The sequence below is a fragment of the Pauljensenia sp. C0170B5 genome (assembly GCF_056590195.1).
The window spans coordinates 44,348-61,013 of record NZ_JBWPVR010000002.1; the positions used below are offsets into that span (position 1 = coordinate 44,348).

Genomic DNA, 16,666 nt, shown 5'->3' on the forward strand with positions numbered 1-16,666 from the left:
GACATTCTCCTCAGTGGCTGATGTGGTGGCTACTTTACCCGACGGATGACTCGTCAAGCTCGATCATGGTCCCATCCCACCCGTCTTTCCATTGACGAGCCATCGCGACCAGGTCACGTGGATAGACTTCCGCTCTTCGGGATTCAGCCTCAAGATCGTCCAGGTCCCACCACGTCATCGTATCGAGCACGCTGCGCTCCAGTTCAGTCCAGCCGTCCCAGTTCAACTCTGTGCGGTGCACGTGCGCAACGAAGAACCATTCCTCCTGGCGCGCTGTCACGTTGAGAAAATCGAACAGCGCGCGCCGATGCAGGACAGGGCCGACAAGACGAGTCGGATCCAGGGCGATCCCCGTCTCTTCACGAATTTCGCGCACCGCCGTCTGCTGCAATGTTTCGCCTTCTTCCTGCCCGCCTCCTGTGGTGAACCACCAGGAGCGTGTGACATTTTCTGAATCGTGTCCGCGCACGAGGAGCAGCTTGCCGTCCTCGTCGAATACGGCTACGCGGGCAGCGCGTCGGAACGGTATGCCGTCTTGGTCTGGAATCCATTCCGGTCCAAGGTCACTCACTCGTTATCGTCCAATCTGCCTGTTGGCGTGAGCACTGCGCGTGCGCGTCAGGAACACGTCTCGGGACGCGATCAACTGCTGCAGCATGTCCTGATCCTGTGCCACGCGATCTGCGTGCCTGCCCGCCTTACGGTGGATCATTTCATCCATTCCCAATGCGGCAGCCAGTCGCTGGAAATTCTTCATGGCGCGTTTGGCAGCGCGACCGCCCTGAGCTGCCCACCTAACGGCTGAACGGCGGGCACCGCGGTTGACCACCATTGTCACTTCGCCCGGCAGGATCCATCCAGTACGCACATAAGGCTCCAACCCGTTGGCAATGGTGCGCGCCTGCCGCGCGGACATGACCAGCAGCGCGACGATCCACGCGATGAAAATCGGGACCTCGACGAAGAGGTAAAACACGAACCAGCGTTCCATCGACGTGCTGGCCAGGTAGTTCCACGATCCGTGGATGAGGACCGCGACGATCCACCCCAGCGGCAAGGTCCAGACCCATGCGAGACCCGACTTGTGGCGCACCACGCCCCACGCTGCCGCCAGCCCGATGAACGAGGTGGCCATCGGATGCAGGAACGGGCTCATGATGCCGCGCAGGAACCACGTGATCATCAGTTGGCCCTCTTCTGAGCTGCGCAGGAAGTACTGGATGTTCTCGATAAACGCGAAACCTGCGCCTGCCATTCCGGCGTAGACGATACCGTCAATCAGCGAGTTGATGCGGTGACGTCGCCAGGCCAGAACAAACACCACGCCCGCACCCTTGAGGGTCTCTTCCACGATGGGTGCCACGATCGAGGCCGTAGCTACCATCGTCAGGCCTGAGTGCCCGGTGATCAACTGGATGTTCGTCTGCAGCGCAGTGTTGATCACCATCGCCACCACTGCTGCAGCTCCCGCTCCCCACACGAAGGTCACGAGCATCGCGACCCACGGTTCGGGTTCCCAGCGATCAATAAAACGCAGCACTGCGATGATGAATCCCAAGGGAATCAATGCCAGCACTCCGGTCAGAACTGTTGACGGTAAACCACCGGTGCGCACGTATCCGAACAGCGCAAAACCCAGTGCCGCCACGCCAACAATGGTGAAAATGATTTCAAACCACGCAATCGAGCGCTTGCGCATGGGCGGAGACCATACGGGAGCGACTTCCTGCGGACTGGGCACACCCGTTGCCGGCGCGCCTGCCGGGGCGTCAGCCCACTGATTCCCGCCGACGCGACCAATCCTGGCAAGGCGGTAGTCCTCGCCGGGACCTCCCCACTTCACACGTTGCTCGCTCACGGGTCTCACCGCCTTTAGTTACTACGCGTCGTCGAAGTCGATGCTCGATGGCACTCGTGCATGGCCGTACAGGTGAGCGATGCGCACCAACGGATGAGCACGCAGTCGCCTAATTTGTGTCACGTCTAGATTATGCACTGAACGAGCCACATGCACGCGGTAGTGCGACGCGTCGAGTGCGCTGATCAGGTGTGCAGCATCGGCATCGTCACGCGCCTCGTCGCGCAGCTGGGGTGTCATGCACGCACGAATCTGTCGCGACAGGGCCGACTCGGCATTCAGACGTCTTGCAGCCATCTGCGCATCGCCGTCAGACAGTCCGTCAATGTCACGCTTGCGGTCGAAATCGTCAGCCACCAGTGGGGTTCCGCTCAACGCCAGGCAGCGCGCGGCAGCATCGTCCAAGTCGGCGCTTCCCTGTCCTGCCAGTCCGCTGGCCGCCAGCAGCCCTGCATCGACGGCTCGTCTGATCAAATGCGTGTCGAGGGCGACGCGTGACATCGTCACGCGCCAATGCAACCTGTCCAGGCGCCCAGCCAACATGACGCACTGCCAGATCAATACCGCCACAACCACGATGACACCGGCCAGGAGGATCCACTGCCACAGGCTCATTGGTCAACCTCCCGCAGCCGTCCGCCACGCATGAGCGACAAGGCGTTCTGCCTGCCAGGATCTTCACGCGCCCCGGCCACAACGGTCTGGTACACAGCCATAATGCGATCAGTGACGGTCGACCAGTCATAGGCGGCTGATGCGGCCTGCCCTCGTACGGCAAGTTCGTCCAAAGCGTCCGCGTCGCTCAAGGCATTGACGAGGGCGTCCGCCAGTGCAGCTGAATCGCCGCTGTGGAACAACATTCCGGCGTCACCATTGTTGAGAACGGCTCGGAAAGCTTCAATATCGGATGCGACGACGGCACACCCTGCAGCCATCGCTTCGACCAGCACAATGCCGAAGGATTCTCCCCCTGTTTGCGGAGCAACATAGATTGTCGCGCCAGCCAGCAGTGATTCTTTTTCCTCGTCCGTAATTTCGCCCAGGAACTCCACTGAGTCTCCCAGGCCTTCCAGATCGGTTCGTATCTGGCCGGCATCGCCGCGTCCTGCGATCATAAAGCGCGCCCCGGGGACGTGTTCAAGCACTGTGCGGATCGCACCGGCAAAGATGCCCAGTCCTTTCCGCGGCTCATCGAGGCGTCCCAAGAAGACGACCACCGGCCTGTGCTGGGTGGCTTCCCACTGTGGCAGCGGCTGAGCGCGACGGAAGTTCTCCGTCTCAACGCCGTTGGGGATAATCACAGCGTCACCACCATGGTGTTCGATCAGGGTGCGGCGCGCTTCAGCCGACACTGCGATGCGCGCACTCAGGCGCTCCATGAGGGGGCGGATCATGCCCGCGGTGATTTCCCTGGCGTAGGAGCGCTCCATTGCTGAATGGAACGTTCCCACCATGGGCACATCCGCATTGATCAAGGCCAGGAAGGACACAGATGGCACCCCTGGTTCATGGATATGGACGACATCGAAGTCGCCCTCGTCGAGCCATTTCCTGGTGCGTACGGCTGAACGTGGAGTAAATGAGAGGCGTGCGACGGACCCGTTGAAGGGGATCGGAATGGTCTCACCCGCGCCGACGGCCCAGCTCGGTAAGTCTGTGTCGTGTCTGGCCGGAGTCAGAACGGAGACGGTGTGGCCTCGGCGGATAAGCTCTTCAGCAAGGTCACGCACGTGGAACTGGACGCCTCCAGGCACGTCCCATGCGTAGGGGTTGACGATTCCGATTTTCACTGTGAGTCCTCGACGCGTCGGCGGGCCCTGGCCAGGCGTTCTGGATCGAGGTCGTCGACAAATAGCGGTTGCATCATGTGCCAGTGTGCCAGATGTTCACGAATCATAGGGACAAGCGCGTCGACCCACGCCTGGGTGTGTGTTTCCACACTGGTACGCGATTGGGTAGCGCCGGGATTGTCGATCACGTCGGAAATATCGATGCGAATGTGGCTACCTGTGGTGTGATAGATCATCGCGGCTGCCAGTGGGCGGTCCAGACGCTGTGCCAAAGCTGCGGGGCCTGCTGCGACAAGTGCGCGGCGGCCTCCAAAATCAACGTCAACGCCTCTGCCTGAAATATCGCGGTCTGCCAGCAGCGGTACCAGAAGGTTGGCGCGTCCCTTCGCCTGGGCAGCGAGCTGGTGAAAGACGGATTCCTTCTTCCCCACCCCGATAATTTCCATACCGAGGTCTTCGCGCAGGTCGACAAACGCCTGGAACAATTCCGGTGGGTCGAGCTTTTCAGCCACGGTCAACACGGGAAGGCCGTTGCGGCACATCCATGCGCCGGCCAGGTCCCAGTTTCCGGCATGTGCGAGGGCGAGCACAACGGGGCCGTCAGCAGCCAGTTCGCGCAGCATGTCCATCCGCGGCACGGCCACCATGTCATCCAAGTTGCCGTCAATGAGGTGTGTGAGCGCGAATTGTTCGGCGTAGGTCTGCGCGCTCAGTCGCACGGCCTGGCGCACGTGGCTCGAAGGGAGCGAATGCCCGGCGACTCGCTCGTGGTTGAAGCGCAGCCGCGCCGTCACGTCTAGTGGGAGTGCGGCGACGATGTCACCTGCCATTCGTGCCGCACCGAACAGAAGTGAGCGTGGCAGGCGCGGAGCGAGGCGAAATGCTGACAGCTGCCAGGCGTTACTCACCCGCGTCGCCTGCCTCGATCTGCTTCTTCGTGTACAGCACGCGCTGCGTCACCGTGATAAGCGAGGCGAATGCCACCCATATCAGTCCGATCGGGTAGAACCACGACCACAGGTTCCAATCGGTCAGGGCTGCGCACACCAGCGCGATGATGAGTCGGTCAGTGCGTTCAGCTATACCGACCGACGCGGTAATCCCCATAATTTCAGCCTTGGCACGGGCATAGGGGACGGCTGCCACGCCCACCATCGCGACCGTTCCGGCGATGATCGCGGCCGTGCGTTCAGGTGAAGGCTCCAGGTGGAATACGGCATTGACCAGCAGCGCACCGAACACTGCCCCGTCACCGAGGCGGTCCATCGTCGAATCCAGGAACGCGCCAAACCGTGAGGTCTGTCCGCTGTAGCGTGCAAGCACTCCATCAACGGAATCACAAAACAGGATCACGCCGAGTATGACGCCAGCCTGCCAGACGTAGCCGCGTGCCAGCACCGCACAGGAAATCATGACGACCAGTGTCGTCGATGTTGCTGTCACCATATTCGGTGTGACGTGAAGGCGATGCAGAAGTTTGGCGAAAGGTGTGAAGATCGTCGTCGCCACCGACCTGCCATGATTACCGAGCATCTACTTGTCATCTCCCTGAGGCCACGCCTTGGCCAGACGCTGCCGCGCATCACCGAGCAGTTCGGGGAGTGCACGTGAGCGGGCCACGATCGGCAGAAAATTTGAGTCTCCTCCCCATCGGGGCACCACGTGCTGATGCAGGTGCGCCGCGATTCCGGCTCCGGCAACCTGTCCCTGGTTCATGCCCAGGTTGAAGCCCTGCGCACCCGCCGTCTCACGTTCCACACGCATGGCCGTGGCGGTCAGCTCGCCCAGCTCGATGCGTTCCTCGTCCGTCAAATCCGTGTAGTCGGCAACGTGGCGGTACGGGCACACGAGCATGTGGCCGGAGTTGTAGGGGAACAGATTCATCAATACGAAGCAGGTGCGTCCGCGGTGAACGATCAGTGCCTCTTCATCTGTCTTGTCCGGCGCCGCGCAGAAGGGGCATTCTCCTGCTGACGAGTCCGCAGGCTTGTGATCTCCCTGGATGTAGACCCAGCGGTGGGGCGTCCACAGCCGGTCAAAGCCATCCAATTCACCGGCAAAATCGCCTGAGTCTTCCGCCTGCGGGTCACCCGGATGAGGCTGACCGTTCCTCATGTCGCTGCTCCCCTTCCCTACGCTTTGTCCTCGTTGTTGTGAGTCTCAATGTGGTGCACGATGCGTTCAACGGCTTCATCAACCGGAATGCCGTTATCCTGGCTTCCGTCACGGTAGCGGAACGAGACAGCACCTGCTTCTTCGTCCTCACCGCCCGCGATCAGCACGAACGGCACTTTTTCCTTCGAGGCGTTGCGAATCTTCTTGCCGAAACGATCATCGGAATGGTCGACCTCAACACGCACGTGGCGCGCGCGCAGTTTCGCAGCCACCTGGTCGACGTACTCATCGAATGCGTCTGCTACGGGAACGAGTTTGACCTGCACAGGTGCCAGCCATGCCGGGAATGCGCCGGCGTAGTGCTCAGTCAGCACGCCGATAAAGCGCTCAACGGATCCGAGCTTGGCGCAGTGAATCATCACCGGACGCTGGTGCGTACCATCGGGCGCAGTGTATTCCAGGCCGAAGCGTTCAGGCTGATTGAAGTCGTACTGGACGGTGGACATCTGCCATGTGCGGCCGATCGCATCCTTGACCTGAACGGAAACCTTCGGACCGTAGAACGCGGCACCGCCTGGATCTGGCACCAGGTCCAGCCCTGTTGACGCGCATGCTTCCTCCAGGATCCGAGTTGCCGCATCCCAGTCCTCATCCGAGCCGATGAACTTGTCTTTCTTCGACTCGTCATCACTGCGGGTGGACAGTTCCAGATAGAAGTCCGTCAACCCGAATTCGCGCAGAATCGACAAGAAGAAGTTCAGCAGCATCGTGATTTCGTCGCGCGCCTGTTCAGGTGTGCAGTACGTGTGCGAATCATCCTGCGTAAATCCGCGCATACGTGTCAGGCCGTGCACCACTCCGGACTTTTCGTAGCGGTAGTCGTGTCCCATTTCGAAAAATCGCAGAGGCAGTTCACGGTAGGAACGCCCTCGTGAACGGAAAATCAGGTTGTGCATCGGGCAGTTCATGGCCTTGAGGTAGTACTCCTGGCCTTCACGCGTCACGTGCCCGTCTTCTGCGCGTTCTTCATCGACCATCATCGGCGGAAACATCGTGTCCGCGTAGTACGGGAGGTGACCCGAGGTGTGGAATACGCCTGACTTGGTGATCTCAGGCGTATGAACGAAGTCAAAGCCTGCTTCCAGGTGGCGCTGCGTGACGTACTCTTCGATCACGTGACGCAAAATACCGCCTTTGGGGTGGAACAGAACCAGGCCGGGGCCAACTTCCTCGGGGAATGAGAACAGGTCAAGTTCCTGTCCCAGTCGCCGGTGGTCGCGGCGCTGTGCTTCCTTGATTCGTTCCTGGTAGGCGACGAGGTCGTCCTTGCTGGCCCACGCGGTGCCGTAAATGCGTTGCAGGTGATCATTGTTCTGATCACCTTTCCAGTACGCTGCCGACGACTTCGTCAATGCGAAGCCATTGCCGATCAGTTTGGTGGACGGCAGGTGCGGGCCGCGGCACAGATCTTTCCATGCGACGCTGCCGTCGCGCCGCACATTGTCGTAGATTGTCAGTTCGCCGTGGCCGACCTCAACGGACGCGCCTTCTGCGCCTGATCCCTTCGTAGTGACCAATTCGAGCTTGTAAGGTTGGTCAGCCAGTTCGGCGCGCGCCTCGTCTTCGGTGACGACGCGGCGGCGGAACGTTTGGCCTTCCTTAATGATCCGCTTCATGCGTTTTTCGAGGTCGCGAAGCATTTCTGGGGTCACTGCATCGATGTTGCCGAAGTCGTAGTAGAAGCCGTCCGTGATGAACGGGCCAATTCCCAGGTTGACGTCCGGAAAGACATCCTGCACTGCCTGGGCCAGCACGTGCGTGGTGGAGTGGCGCAGAATCTGCAGACCTTCCTGAGAATCCAGCGTAATAGCGCTGACTTCAGCGCCATTGGGAATTTCAGCGGTCAGATCGGTCGGTGCGCCGTTGACGTTCATGGCGATTACCCGCCGGTTGGAGGAGTACCACGTAGCTCCTGTTGTTCCTTCGTCAATCTGTTCAATGTTGCCGTCAATGGTCGCGGTCAGTTCTGACACGATGATGCTCCTTCTCTGGCACGCTGTACGGGTGCGTGCCGATCAATGTCCCAAGCCATCGTAGCGCGTGCGCGGCGAACCAGATTCTCCACTGCATGTTTCGTGGCCAACGCAGCCTTCAGGGCGCTGACTGCTCCGGGGATCACCGGCACATCCCACGCGCCGTCCACATCGGTAAATGACTGGCACCAGCGGCGCTTATAGCGGCCCACCGAATACAGCTCCGGCACACGTGGCGAATACACGCCCATCAGGTCAAGCCCCTTGACGCCTTCCTTCGCCAGCCGAACAGCCACGTCAAAATCCAATGCGTCAGGCCCCAGCACGGTGCGCGCCTGATCTGTCGATGCGCCATAGTAGGCAACGGCCTGCTTATCGTGCACCAACACCAGATCCCAGCACACCAGTGTGTCATCGGGCAGACGCACGCCGAACAGTCGGGAAGATTCGGGCATGGAGTCCAGCATCGACCAGTAGACCTGCGGCGGATGTGGATGGAACCCATCCCTGCGCGCTGTTTCCTTCATCACCTCGTAGTACTCACGGAATGCTGCGCGCGTCAGGCCTGTTTCTTCAACGACTCGCGCGCCTCCCTCGGCCAACTTCTTCTTGGCTCTGCGTACTGCACGGCGTCCGTCTTTCGTCATGGTCGCGAGAATCGAATCCTCAGTGCCGCCGCTGATGTCAATGATTGCGGTGCGGTCATATGTGATGAACTGGAGTGGCTCATGCAGGTCCGGCGCCTGGAAGAAAGCATGCATGCGGATAAAGGCGATGCTTCTGTCGCGTTTCCTGACCATGCGTACCAGGTCGGCCCGCAAGGCTGCTTCACTATCGGGTGACTGTTCTTTCAGCCAGACTGGTCCGTGTTTGGCCCACAAGTACTTCACTCCGCGCAGCGAATACTCGTACAGTCCGATGATCGCCTGGTCTTTATCGTCTTTTTCCCATGCAAAACGGCCCCATAGTCGCCGTCCCTGCGTCTGTTCGAATGCCTCCCACGGCGCTGCCTGTTCGATCGGCAGCGGTATCACGCCAGCGGCGGCGATCCTCATCTGATCTGCGGTCAGTTCACGCAGCTCGGTTGCCATGATGGCTCCTCCTTAGAATGAGCGGTCTGTGGCCTCAGGGTAAAAACGTCGGAACTTGCGGATATGGTTGAGCGTCTGGAGAGCGACGATCGCCGATCGTACCAGTGACGTTTCAGCGGTGTAGACCAGCGGATTCTTGCGCTTGCCGCTGCGCTGCAACGCGTGGACGCGTCGGCGCAGTTCTTCATCGCGCACGTAGTGGCGCAGCAGTGCATCGGGAACCAGGGAGTAGAGAATTTCGTTGTGCACTTCCTGCGGCTTGACGTGCTCATGGTCAATCAGGTCGCGCACCATGATGGACATGGGGTTCACGCCGGCGGCGCTCATGTACCAACTGTTGCGTCCGATGCGCGGATTGACTTCAAAGAACACGGCTCGGCCGTCACGCGGATCCACTTTGACGTCGAAGTTGGCGAAGCCGCGATAGCCGGTGTGGGTCAGAAAAGCACGGGCACTGTCCCACAGATCGTCGAATGGCTCGGTGATCATCGCAACAGGGTTGCCGATCATGGTGGGCGCATGGTCCTCGAGCAGCACGCGTGCCGACCCGATCATTGTCACGTCACCGTGAGAATCGACGTACGCGGTGATGGAACGCATCTGCGTGTTGTCTCCGGGGATGAGTTCCTGCACAAGGAACGTATCGTCGAATCCTGTCTCACGCAGCGTCGCCCACAGCTCGTCCAGTTCGGCTGCGGTCTCGATGAAATAGATCTTCCGTTTACCTGGGAAGTCGACCTGGTCGTAGGCGTCCCCTCGCGCCGCTTTGGCAACGACGGGAAAGTCGAACGGTAACGAGGGTGTCTCACCACTCCCCACGTTCACGCTGACGGTGCGAGGTGTGTCAATGCCAAGTTCGGTGCAGATCTGTGCGAACTGAGCTTTATCTGTGACGCGTTCGGTGACCTCAACGGGTGGGAAAGGCAGTGAGTATCCTGCTTTTTCAAGTTCGCTGTGATAGCGCCCGACGAATACCGAGTGTCGGTCGTCGTTCGCCATGAGTACGAGTTTCCTGCCGGGATTCGCAGCTGCCAGCCCGCGGAGGACTGCAAGTGTCTGCCGGTCATCCGCATGTGGCGGAAGTGTTTCCACGTCAAAAAAGACGGAGCGTGTAATCGCATCTGTTGGGGATGCCGCCAGGCAGATGCAGCGGCACCCGTAGGCTTCGTGGAATGAACGCCCGATGGCGTACACGCCGATGTCACCGCCGACAATGACGGGAAGAAGGTCTGTAGTCATCCTTCTACTGTAGCGGCTGGCGATCCGTCCACTCGGTCAGTTCGACACGAGGCCCGGTGAAGAACGGAGTGTCTTCGCGCACGAATAGTCGAGCTTCCGCGTCGCGCTGGCGACGCAGCACACCCATGACGCGGTCGAGGCTGTCGGATTCGAGGGCGACCGTCCACTCGTAGTCCCCCAGCGCGAATGCGGCCAGCGTGGAAACCTGCACGTCCAGGTAGTCGACGCCGTTCATGCCGTGCTCTTTCAAGATGGCAGCGCGGCGAGCTTTCGGCAGGTAGTACCAGTCCCAGCTGCGCACAAAGGGGTAGACGGCGCAGTATCCGCGCGGCGCTGCACCGTTGAAGCAGGCGGGCAGGTGACGGGTGTTGAATTCGGCAGCCTTGTGTGCCGCCATTGCTGACCACACGGGTTCGAGAGCTGCGCCCAAGTCAGACGCAACGATCGCATGGTAGCCGGCCTGCAGTTTGTCGGCGCTGTCAGACAGTGCCCACATCATCAGGTCAGCGTCAGCGCGGTATCCGCCCACGTCATACCACCCTCGAATTTCCACGCCGGTGTCCCGCACGGCTCGTTCCATTGCCGCCGCCAAGTCGTGTGCGCTGTCGGCCGGCAACGGCACCACGGTGCGGAAGACGCACTGCAGCGAGTAATTGTCGCGCGCGTTGACTTCTTCGGGGTCAATGTCGGTCCGGTCGCGAGGGTCGTGAACCGGTGCCGGATGGTGACCATGTGGCATTTCACTCATGGGTTTCTCCTTGGTTGGGGTGATTAAAACAGGTTGGACGCATCTGGTAGGACTCACGCGGCAGGCAGCATTCCTGCGAGCATGTCACGGGCCACCTGATGTCAATCGCGTCGCCCGCTGCCCCGCTTCCGATCCGTTCGCAGACCACGTCAGCGAGCGAGGACACGAACGCTGGATCGGTGCCTGGAGTGGCGGCGCGCCGATAGTCCATTCCCAGATTGTCTGCAGTCGCCTTGGCTTCAGTGTCGAGGTCGTAGACCACTTCCATGTGGTCGGAAATAAAGCCAATCGGCGCGACGACCACGGCGCGCGTGCCGCCATCATGCAGGAATTCAAGATGGTCATTGATATCCGGTTCGAGCCACCGCGACTGTGGCGGACCCGATCGGGAACAGTACGCCAAATCGAATGGCACCTCTCGCCCCAGTTCGTCACTAACGCGTCTACAGATTTCCTCGCCCAGCTGGTGGTGCTGGCCGACATACGTGGGCAGGTGGTGGTCACCGGAGTTAGCCTCCATCGACACGGGGATGGAGTGCGTGACGAGGACAAGGTGCGGGTCGTCCAGCTCACGCATTGCGCGTGTGATGGAACGGACGTGGGCGCTGAGAATTCCCTGCGTCGTGTAATAGGGACGCACTTTCGTCAAAACCAGCTCACTGGCTTTGTCGCCCAGCTCGTCGAGCGCCGCAGCCAGATCTTCGCGGTACTGGCGACACCCGGAATAAGAAGCGAACGCTGAGGTGAAGACACATAGGACAGTGCGGTGTCCCAGGTCGATCAGGCTCGTCAGTGTTTCCGTGAAGTAGGGGTGCCAGTTGCGGTTTCCGACAACGACTGGGCATTTGACTCCTCGCTGCTCGAGTTCGCCAGCGAGGGCGCGCGAAAATTCGTCGTTGCATTCATTGATCGGGCTCTTCCCCCCAAACAGGCTGTAATGGCCGCCGACCTGGATGAGACGCTCGTCAGGGATCCCTTTGCCGCGCGTGGCGTTGCGCAAAAACGGCAAAATGTCGTCGGGTTGCCTGGGTCCTCCGTAGCTGCAGAGCATGATCGCATCCACGCTGGTTGTTTCGGCCTTCACGTTGAGCAATTTAAACAGAAAAGTGTGCTCTTCGCTTGGATTAGTCCTGCGGATGTTTTATGACTGAGCGTCGCTTCGAGCGGGCAGCGCCCTGCCTCGTTCGTCCATACCGAGGCGAGCGTAGGCCGTGGGAACTGTCACGAGCATCCACACTGCGCAGCAGGCAGCTGCCACTGCGGTCGCCCACGCGCTCATCGTTGCTCCCCATGCGGCCACCAGCACGGAAATCACGAATGGACCCACCGTCGGGCCCACCTGCGAGATGGCCTGCCAGATTCCCAGGAATCGGGAGCGGTTGATGTCCGGAGACAGATCGACTCCCATCGTCATAACGGTTCCTGCGCTGAATCCGTTGCCGAACCCCACGACACATGCACTGACCATGAAGCTCACGACTCCCCCGCTCAGGGCCAATCCCACGAACCCTGCCGCCATGATCAACAGGCACGGCAGAACGGATGCTCGTCTGCCGAAACGGTCCATGATCGCGCCTGAGAAGTAGAAGACGGCGACATCCAGTCCCGCTGAAATCGCGAAGGTCGCTGATATGAGTTCCTCTGTGATTCCGAGGCTCGTGCCCACCAGAGGCACCACAATGATCTGGTTGGTGCGCACCAGCGACAGCAGAACTGTCCCCACCGACAGCAGCATGGTCGACACGACGTCCACGTGGGTACGAGGGCGACGCTGCAAAGACGCCGGCGGCGTTTCACTGGACGATCGTTGGGACGCCGGCGGTTTGACATCCAGAATTTCGGGCGTAGGCGCGGTGAACAACAGGATCAGACTCAGGGCAAGCACGGTGGCTGCGATGAAGAACCAGAATGTGCCGGGAATACCTCCCAGCACAATGGCCAGCGACGCCAGCGCAGGACCGATCAACCGGCCGAGCCTGGACATTCCTCCGAGCATCGACATTGATCGTGCTCGCCATGTCATAGGCACGGATTCTGCCACATAGGACTGCCGCGCCAATTGCCACATGTCTCCGGCGATCGAAATGGCGACCATCGCGATAACGAATGCAACAACTGCACGGTTAATGCCGGGAAACCGTAGACATACCAGGGCGCATGTTCCGGCCAGCACAGCGATCAGCCCGCCGATGACGAATGATGAGCGGTCGCCGATGCGGTCGACCATCCGGCCGATCGGTACAGATGCGATGACACCGGCAACGCCCATGATTCCCACCATCGCCGATGCCCATGACTCGCTCATCTGCATGGACAGCCCGGCCAATACCACCACTGAATTGAGCGCACCGATACCGGTGGACCATGTCAGTGACGGGACGTAGACCGGGAGAGCCAGCAGGACAATTGGCGATGATGACCGTCGCATGAAGGTCTAGCGTAGTGCCATCACATCAAGCGCTGTACCGACAAACATACGTACGCCACGCACCATAGCGTCTTCGTTTGGTGAGAACGTTACGGTATGCCCAGCAGTCGGCGAATCAACAAGGATACGAATGAATGAAGCCTGGCCCCCATTGGACTGTACCCGATCCATCATGAACGAATAGTCTTCCGATCCAGGTGAAATCAGTCGGTTGGGCGAAGCGGGGCGCACCTCAACTTGTTCGGCTACCCGATCGATGCGCTCCATCAGCTCTGGAGAGGACTCGAGTGAAATTGCTTCTCCTGTTTTCGTGATCTCGCATTCGACTCCATGCATGTGCCCGGCATCTTCAAGAATCCGTCGGGCATATTCCTCCATATACGCATTGATCTGAGTGTTGGCGCCACGAATTTCCACCAGCATAGTGGCATTGTTGGCAATGATGTTACGGCCCGATCCAGCGTGGACAACACCCACGTTCACGCGCGTTTCTCCCTGTGAATTTCGCGGAAGCGCATACAGGTTGAGGATCGCTGTAGCAACAGCAGGCATCACGTTCCTGCCTTTTTCCGGAGCTCCTGCAGCGTGAGACGCCAAACCGGTGTAAGTCACGTCCAGTTTCGTTGTGGCCAGTGATCCGCCTGCGCCCGCGTATATATCAAACTCGTTGCATTGGTTCGATGCTGTCACATGAGAACCGAGCATGACAGTTACATCATCAAGGTGTCCGTGCGCGACGATGGATTTTGCTCCACGCACGCCTTCTTCAGCTGGCTGAAAGACTAACTTGAGGGTACCTGACCATTGATCGCGCATTTCCATCATCAGCTGCGCAACTCCCAGGCCGATGCTCGTGTGGCAATCGTGTCCGCATGCGTGCATCGTGTTGGCATGCACGGATTGAAAGCCTTCCCTGTTCGGGAAATGCTCTGGATCCGTCGTTTCTGCCAGCGGAAGCGCATCGATGTCAAAGCGCATTCCCACAACCGGGCCGTCACCGTTCTCAAGGATGCCGACGGCTCCGGTAAAACCGCCTTTCATGGCTTCAAGAAGTTCCTCCGGTGCACCTTCCTGCAGCGCTCTCTGGTAAGCCGATTCGAGTTCCTCTGCGGGAGGCACTCCCATACGGGCAGACTCTTCGCACACTTCTTTACCCACACGAACGATGTAACCCAGCTCGCGAAGTCGCTGAACGACAATACTGGTGGTTCTGAATTCTTCCCACCCTAGTTCCGGATGCTGATGAAGGTCACGACGTACAGCGATGAGGTCGTCAGCGATCTCATTGGAGCGTGCGACGATGGTGTCAAACATGGTCTTCTCCTTTCTCAGTGAATCAGATACAGCCAGATAAAGGATGTGGTGATCTGCGTGATGTACGCCGCCGCCATCACAGGAATTGTGCGTTTTGCCAGGTCGACGGGATTGACTTCCGCCAGACCCGACACCGCGATCAATACACCGGAGATCGGCGACATTGAACGTCCGATGCCCGCCGACAGCTCCATCGGCAGAGCTATTGCTACAGCAGGCTGGCCAAGGGGCTGCGCCACCTGAGGAGCCAGGGGTGCAAAAGCGAACCATGCTGCGTTTCCCGACCCGGTAAGGAGTGCAGTCAACAGGATTATCAGTGTCATGAGCACTGTCATGACGACAACGCCCAGGTGCAAATTGAACGCTCCATCGACAATGAACTTGATGAATCCGATTTGCGTGAGGCCTGCGGCGAACATCTGTCCTGCGACGATAAGCGTGGCAATTGCAACGAACTGCTTCCCCATTCCTTGAAAGAACACTTTCATGATTTCGCTGGCTCTGCTGAATGAGCGATATCTGATCATTTCGATGATCAGGACCACCAACATTGATGTCAGCATTGACGTCGCAACATTCATCTTGACGGAGGAGATGAGATATTCCGAAAAAACAATGAGTAAGACGAGCGGTATGAGCGGCAGAACTGCATAGTAGACGGGGGTCTTGAGCTCGGTTTTTACACTGCCTGTATCCGGTGAGGCTCCTGATGCTTCCTGTTCGAGATTCGAGGGCGGATTCATTTCCGGCAGCGTTCCGGCTTTCTTGTCGAAATGACGCTGAATCAGCATGTGGCTGATGGCAATCACTGCCATCGTCACAATTGCCACAGGCCCCTGATAGTCGATGAAGTATTTCTGAACGGTCATGGAGGACACCTCGGCCGACAAATTGGAGTTCGACGACGCTGGCCCGAGATCCAGGCAGGAGGTTGTCGCAATCAATGCTGCCGCGCTCAGACGCGAAATCCTCAAGGAACGCAGAAGGGGATACAAAGTCACCATAAGCAGCATTGCCAAGCCAGATGCAGACGGAATGATCATTCCGAGGCACTGTCCGAAAATATACGCGATTCCAAGGAAAATGTATGGCCTACGGATCCGCGACAGCGGCTTCATAGCGAGGTGCACCAGCATTGCGCTGGCACCGACTTTTTCCATTATCAGAGAGAATCCGCCCACAGCCATGATGATGAGTCCAAGACTGGCGGATGTGGAGGCAAATGTGTCGCGTAAGAAATCCACGACGTCAAGAACCATATTCCCCGTGGTTTTCTCGCTGTCCATCAGCGGCTCTTCAGACAGAGGGAGTGAAATGAAAAGAAGCAACAATCCTGCAAGGATCAATACTGTTTGTGGATGGTGTTTCTTAATGATCAGCCATGCCACTACAACTGTGACAGCCAAGCCAATCAAAAATCCGATTAGCGTCATCGCCTATGGCCTTTCGACTTCAACTATTGACTAAAGGGTCTCTTGAAGTCTAAGGCACATAAAACAAATGGTGGGCGATACTGGGATCGAACCAGTGACCTCTTCCGTGTGAAGGAAGCGCGCTACCCCTGCGCCAATCGCCCGAGGTGGGTACCGGATTCGAACCGGTGTATACGGCTTTGCAGGCCGCTGCCTCGCCTCTCGGCCAACCCACCAAGTCATCTCAGACCGAGCGGATGACGGGACTCGAACCCGCGACCCTCACCTTGGCAAGGTGATGCTCTACCAACTGAGCCACATCCGCATGCGTATGAATACTCAGTGGGCGATACTGGGATCGAACCAGTGACCTCTTCCGTGTCAGGGAAGCGCGCTCCCGCTGCGCCAATCGCCCGAGCGGATGACGGGACTCGAACCCGCGACCCTCACCTTGGCAAGGTGATGCTCTACCAACTGAGCCACATCCGCGATGCGCTTGTCAATCAAGCGACGCAGGGAAGCTTAACAGGTTCTGGCCCGGTTGGGGAAATCCTGAGGACTTAGGCACGGCGCGTTCCGGCATCGAAAACTCACCAGAAAATGTCGAAATTCCGCCATTTTCCGCGACTTTTCGCCAC

15 protein-coding genes and 5 tRNA genes are annotated in these 16,666 nt (G+C 59.1%); all 20 read right to left on the reverse strand.

All coding sequences use genetic code 11. The features are described 5' to 3' along the window. Window positions 1–34: 34 nt before the first annotated feature. The 20 genes from AC1EJZ_RS03445 to AC1EJZ_RS03540 all read right to left on the reverse strand — a co-directional run bounded on the left by AC1EJZ_RS03445 (window position 35) and on the right by AC1EJZ_RS03540 (window position 16,517). A complete protein-coding gene (locus AC1EJZ_RS03445; RefSeq protein ID WP_058236598.1) occupies window positions 35–571 on the reverse strand; it encodes an NUDIX hydrolase in 537 nt (178 codons plus the stop codon). 3 nt (window positions 572–574) lie between these two features. Further along, a complete protein-coding gene (locus AC1EJZ_RS03450; RefSeq protein WP_074026159.1) occupies window positions 575–1,858 on the reverse strand; it encodes a PrsW family intramembrane metalloprotease in 1,284 nt (427 codons plus the stop codon). Between the two features lie 21 nt (window positions 1,859–1,879). Further along, window positions 1,880–2,473, reverse strand: a complete 594-nt coding sequence (locus AC1EJZ_RS03455) for a hypothetical protein (RefSeq protein ID WP_058236597.1) — start codon at window positions 2,471–2,473, stop codon at window positions 1,880–1,882. Continuing rightward, complete coding sequence (locus AC1EJZ_RS03460; protein ID WP_480293964.1) at window positions 2,470–3,648, reverse strand: glycosyltransferase family 4 protein; 1,179 nt, start codon at window positions 3,646–3,648, stop codon at window positions 2,470–2,472. Before AC1EJZ_RS03460 ends, AC1EJZ_RS03455 begins: the two co-directional genes overlap by 4 nt. After that, the gene (locus AC1EJZ_RS03465) at window positions 3,645–4,556 is read right to left on the reverse strand and encodes a phosphatidylinositol mannoside acyltransferase (protein ID WP_480293965.1); all 912 of its coding nucleotides are present in this window, start codon (window positions 4,554–4,556) and stop codon (window positions 3,645–3,647) included. The genes AC1EJZ_RS03460 and AC1EJZ_RS03465 overlap by 4 nt, the downstream gene beginning before the upstream one ends. Then, window positions 4,549–5,181, reverse strand: a complete 633-nt coding sequence (pgsA, locus tag AC1EJZ_RS03470) for a phosphatidylinositol phosphate synthase (protein WP_480293966.1) — start codon at window positions 5,179–5,181, stop codon at window positions 4,549–4,551. Before pgsA ends, AC1EJZ_RS03465 begins: the two co-directional genes overlap by 8 nt. Beyond that, entirely contained in the window at window positions 5,182–5,763 is a 582-nt protein-coding gene (locus tag AC1EJZ_RS03475) for an HIT family protein (protein WP_285014196.1), read from the reverse strand. Between the two features lie 17 nt (window positions 5,764–5,780). Then, on the reverse strand, window positions 5,781–7,796 hold the full coding sequence (gene thrS, locus AC1EJZ_RS03480; protein ID WP_092648526.1) for a threonine--tRNA ligase: 2,016 nt from the start codon (window positions 7,794–7,796) through the stop codon (window positions 5,781–5,783). Then, window positions 7,784–8,887, reverse strand: a complete 1,104-nt coding sequence (locus AC1EJZ_RS03485; protein ID WP_480293967.1) for a lipid II:glycine glycyltransferase FemX — start codon at window positions 8,885–8,887, stop codon at window positions 7,784–7,786. The genes thrS and AC1EJZ_RS03485 overlap by 13 nt, the downstream gene beginning before the upstream one ends. Before the next feature lie 12 nt (window positions 8,888–8,899). Beyond that, window positions 8,900–10,126 carry a carboxylate--amine ligase gene (locus AC1EJZ_RS03490; protein WP_480293968.1) on the reverse strand — a complete coding sequence of 409 codons (1,227 nt, stop codon included), beginning with the start codon at window positions 10,124–10,126 and terminating at the stop codon, window positions 8,900–8,902. Window positions 10,127–10,130: 4 nt separating this feature from the next. Next, on the reverse strand, window positions 10,131–10,874 hold the full coding sequence (gene hemQ, locus AC1EJZ_RS03495) for a hydrogen peroxide-dependent heme synthase (RefSeq protein WP_227469305.1): 744 nt from the start codon (window positions 10,872–10,874) through the stop codon (window positions 10,131–10,133). Continuing rightward, on the reverse strand, window positions 10,867–11,958 hold the full coding sequence (locus AC1EJZ_RS03500) for a ferrochelatase (protein WP_070726594.1): 1,092 nt from the start codon (window positions 11,956–11,958) through the stop codon (window positions 10,867–10,869). The genes hemQ and AC1EJZ_RS03500 overlap by 8 nt, the downstream gene beginning before the upstream one ends. 57 nt (window positions 11,959–12,015) lie before the next feature. Next, window positions 12,016–13,302 (reverse strand): MFS transporter, encoded by a 1,287-nt coding sequence (locus AC1EJZ_RS03505; protein WP_058236589.1) that lies wholly within the window; start codon window positions 13,300–13,302, stop codon window positions 12,016–12,018. Between the two features lie 6 nt (window positions 13,303–13,308). Beyond that, window positions 13,309–14,616 (reverse strand): amidohydrolase, encoded by a 1,308-nt coding sequence (locus tag AC1EJZ_RS03510; protein ID WP_058236588.1) that lies wholly within the window; start codon window positions 14,614–14,616, stop codon window positions 13,309–13,311. 14 nt (window positions 14,617–14,630) lie between these two features. Continuing rightward, window positions 14,631–16,049: a C4-dicarboxylate transporter DcuC gene (gene dcuC / locus AC1EJZ_RS03515; RefSeq protein ID WP_058236587.1), complete on the reverse strand. Its 1,419-nt coding sequence runs from the start codon at window positions 16,047–16,049 to the stop codon at window positions 14,631–14,633. Between the two features lie 68 nt (window positions 16,050–16,117). Further along, a tRNA-Val gene (locus AC1EJZ_RS03520) sits at window positions 16,118–16,192 on the reverse strand. Window position 16,193: 1 nt separating this feature from the next. Beyond that, a tRNA-Cys gene (locus AC1EJZ_RS03525) sits at window positions 16,194–16,264 on the reverse strand. A gap of 16 nt (window positions 16,265–16,280) precedes the next feature. Beyond that, a tRNA-Gly gene (locus AC1EJZ_RS03530) sits at window positions 16,281–16,353 on the reverse strand. Window positions 16,354–16,371: 18 nt separating this feature from the next. Then, window positions 16,372–16,443, reverse strand: a tRNA-Val gene (locus tag AC1EJZ_RS03535). A 1-nt stretch (window position 16,444) separates the two neighbouring features. Next, window positions 16,445–16,517: transfer RNA gene (locus tag AC1EJZ_RS03540), tRNA-Gly, on the reverse strand. Window positions 16,518–16,666 lie beyond the last annotated feature (149 nt).

What these genes read in the sequence shown, in the direction of transcription:
- AC1EJZ_RS03455 (WP_058236597.1), bottom strand. Translation starts at nt 2,473, where the DNA reads ATGAGCCTGTGGCAGTGGATCCTCCTGGCCGGTGTCATCGTGGTTGTG.
- pgsA (WP_480293966.1), bottom strand. Translation starts at nt 5,181, where the DNA reads ATGCTCGGTAATCATGGCAGGTCGGTGGCGACGACGATCTTCACACCT.
- AC1EJZ_RS03475 (WP_285014196.1), bottom strand. Translation starts at nt 5,763, where the DNA reads ATGAGGAACGGTCAGCCTCATCCGGGTGACCCGCAGGCGGAAGACTCA.
- AC1EJZ_RS03485 (WP_480293967.1), bottom strand. Translation starts at nt 8,887, where the DNA reads ATGGCAACCGAGCTGCGTGAACTGACCGCAGATCAGATGAGGATCGCC.
- AC1EJZ_RS03490 (WP_480293968.1), bottom strand. Translation starts at nt 10,126, where the DNA reads ATGACTACAGACCTTCTTCCCGTCATTGTCGGCGGTGACATCGGCGTG.
- hemQ (WP_227469305.1), bottom strand. Translation starts at nt 10,874, where the DNA reads ATGAGTGAAATGCCACATGGTCACCATCCGGCACCGGTTCACGACCCT.
- AC1EJZ_RS03505 (WP_058236589.1), bottom strand. Translation starts at nt 13,302, where the DNA reads ATGCGACGGTCATCATCGCCAATTGTCCTGCTGGCTCTCCCGGTCTAC.
- AC1EJZ_RS03510 (WP_058236588.1), bottom strand. Translation starts at nt 14,616, where the DNA reads ATGTTTGACACCATCGTCGCACGCTCCAATGAGATCGCTGACGACCTC.
- dcuC (WP_058236587.1), bottom strand. Translation starts at nt 16,049, where the DNA reads ATGACGCTAATCGGATTTTTGATTGGCTTGGCTGTCACAGTTGTAGTG.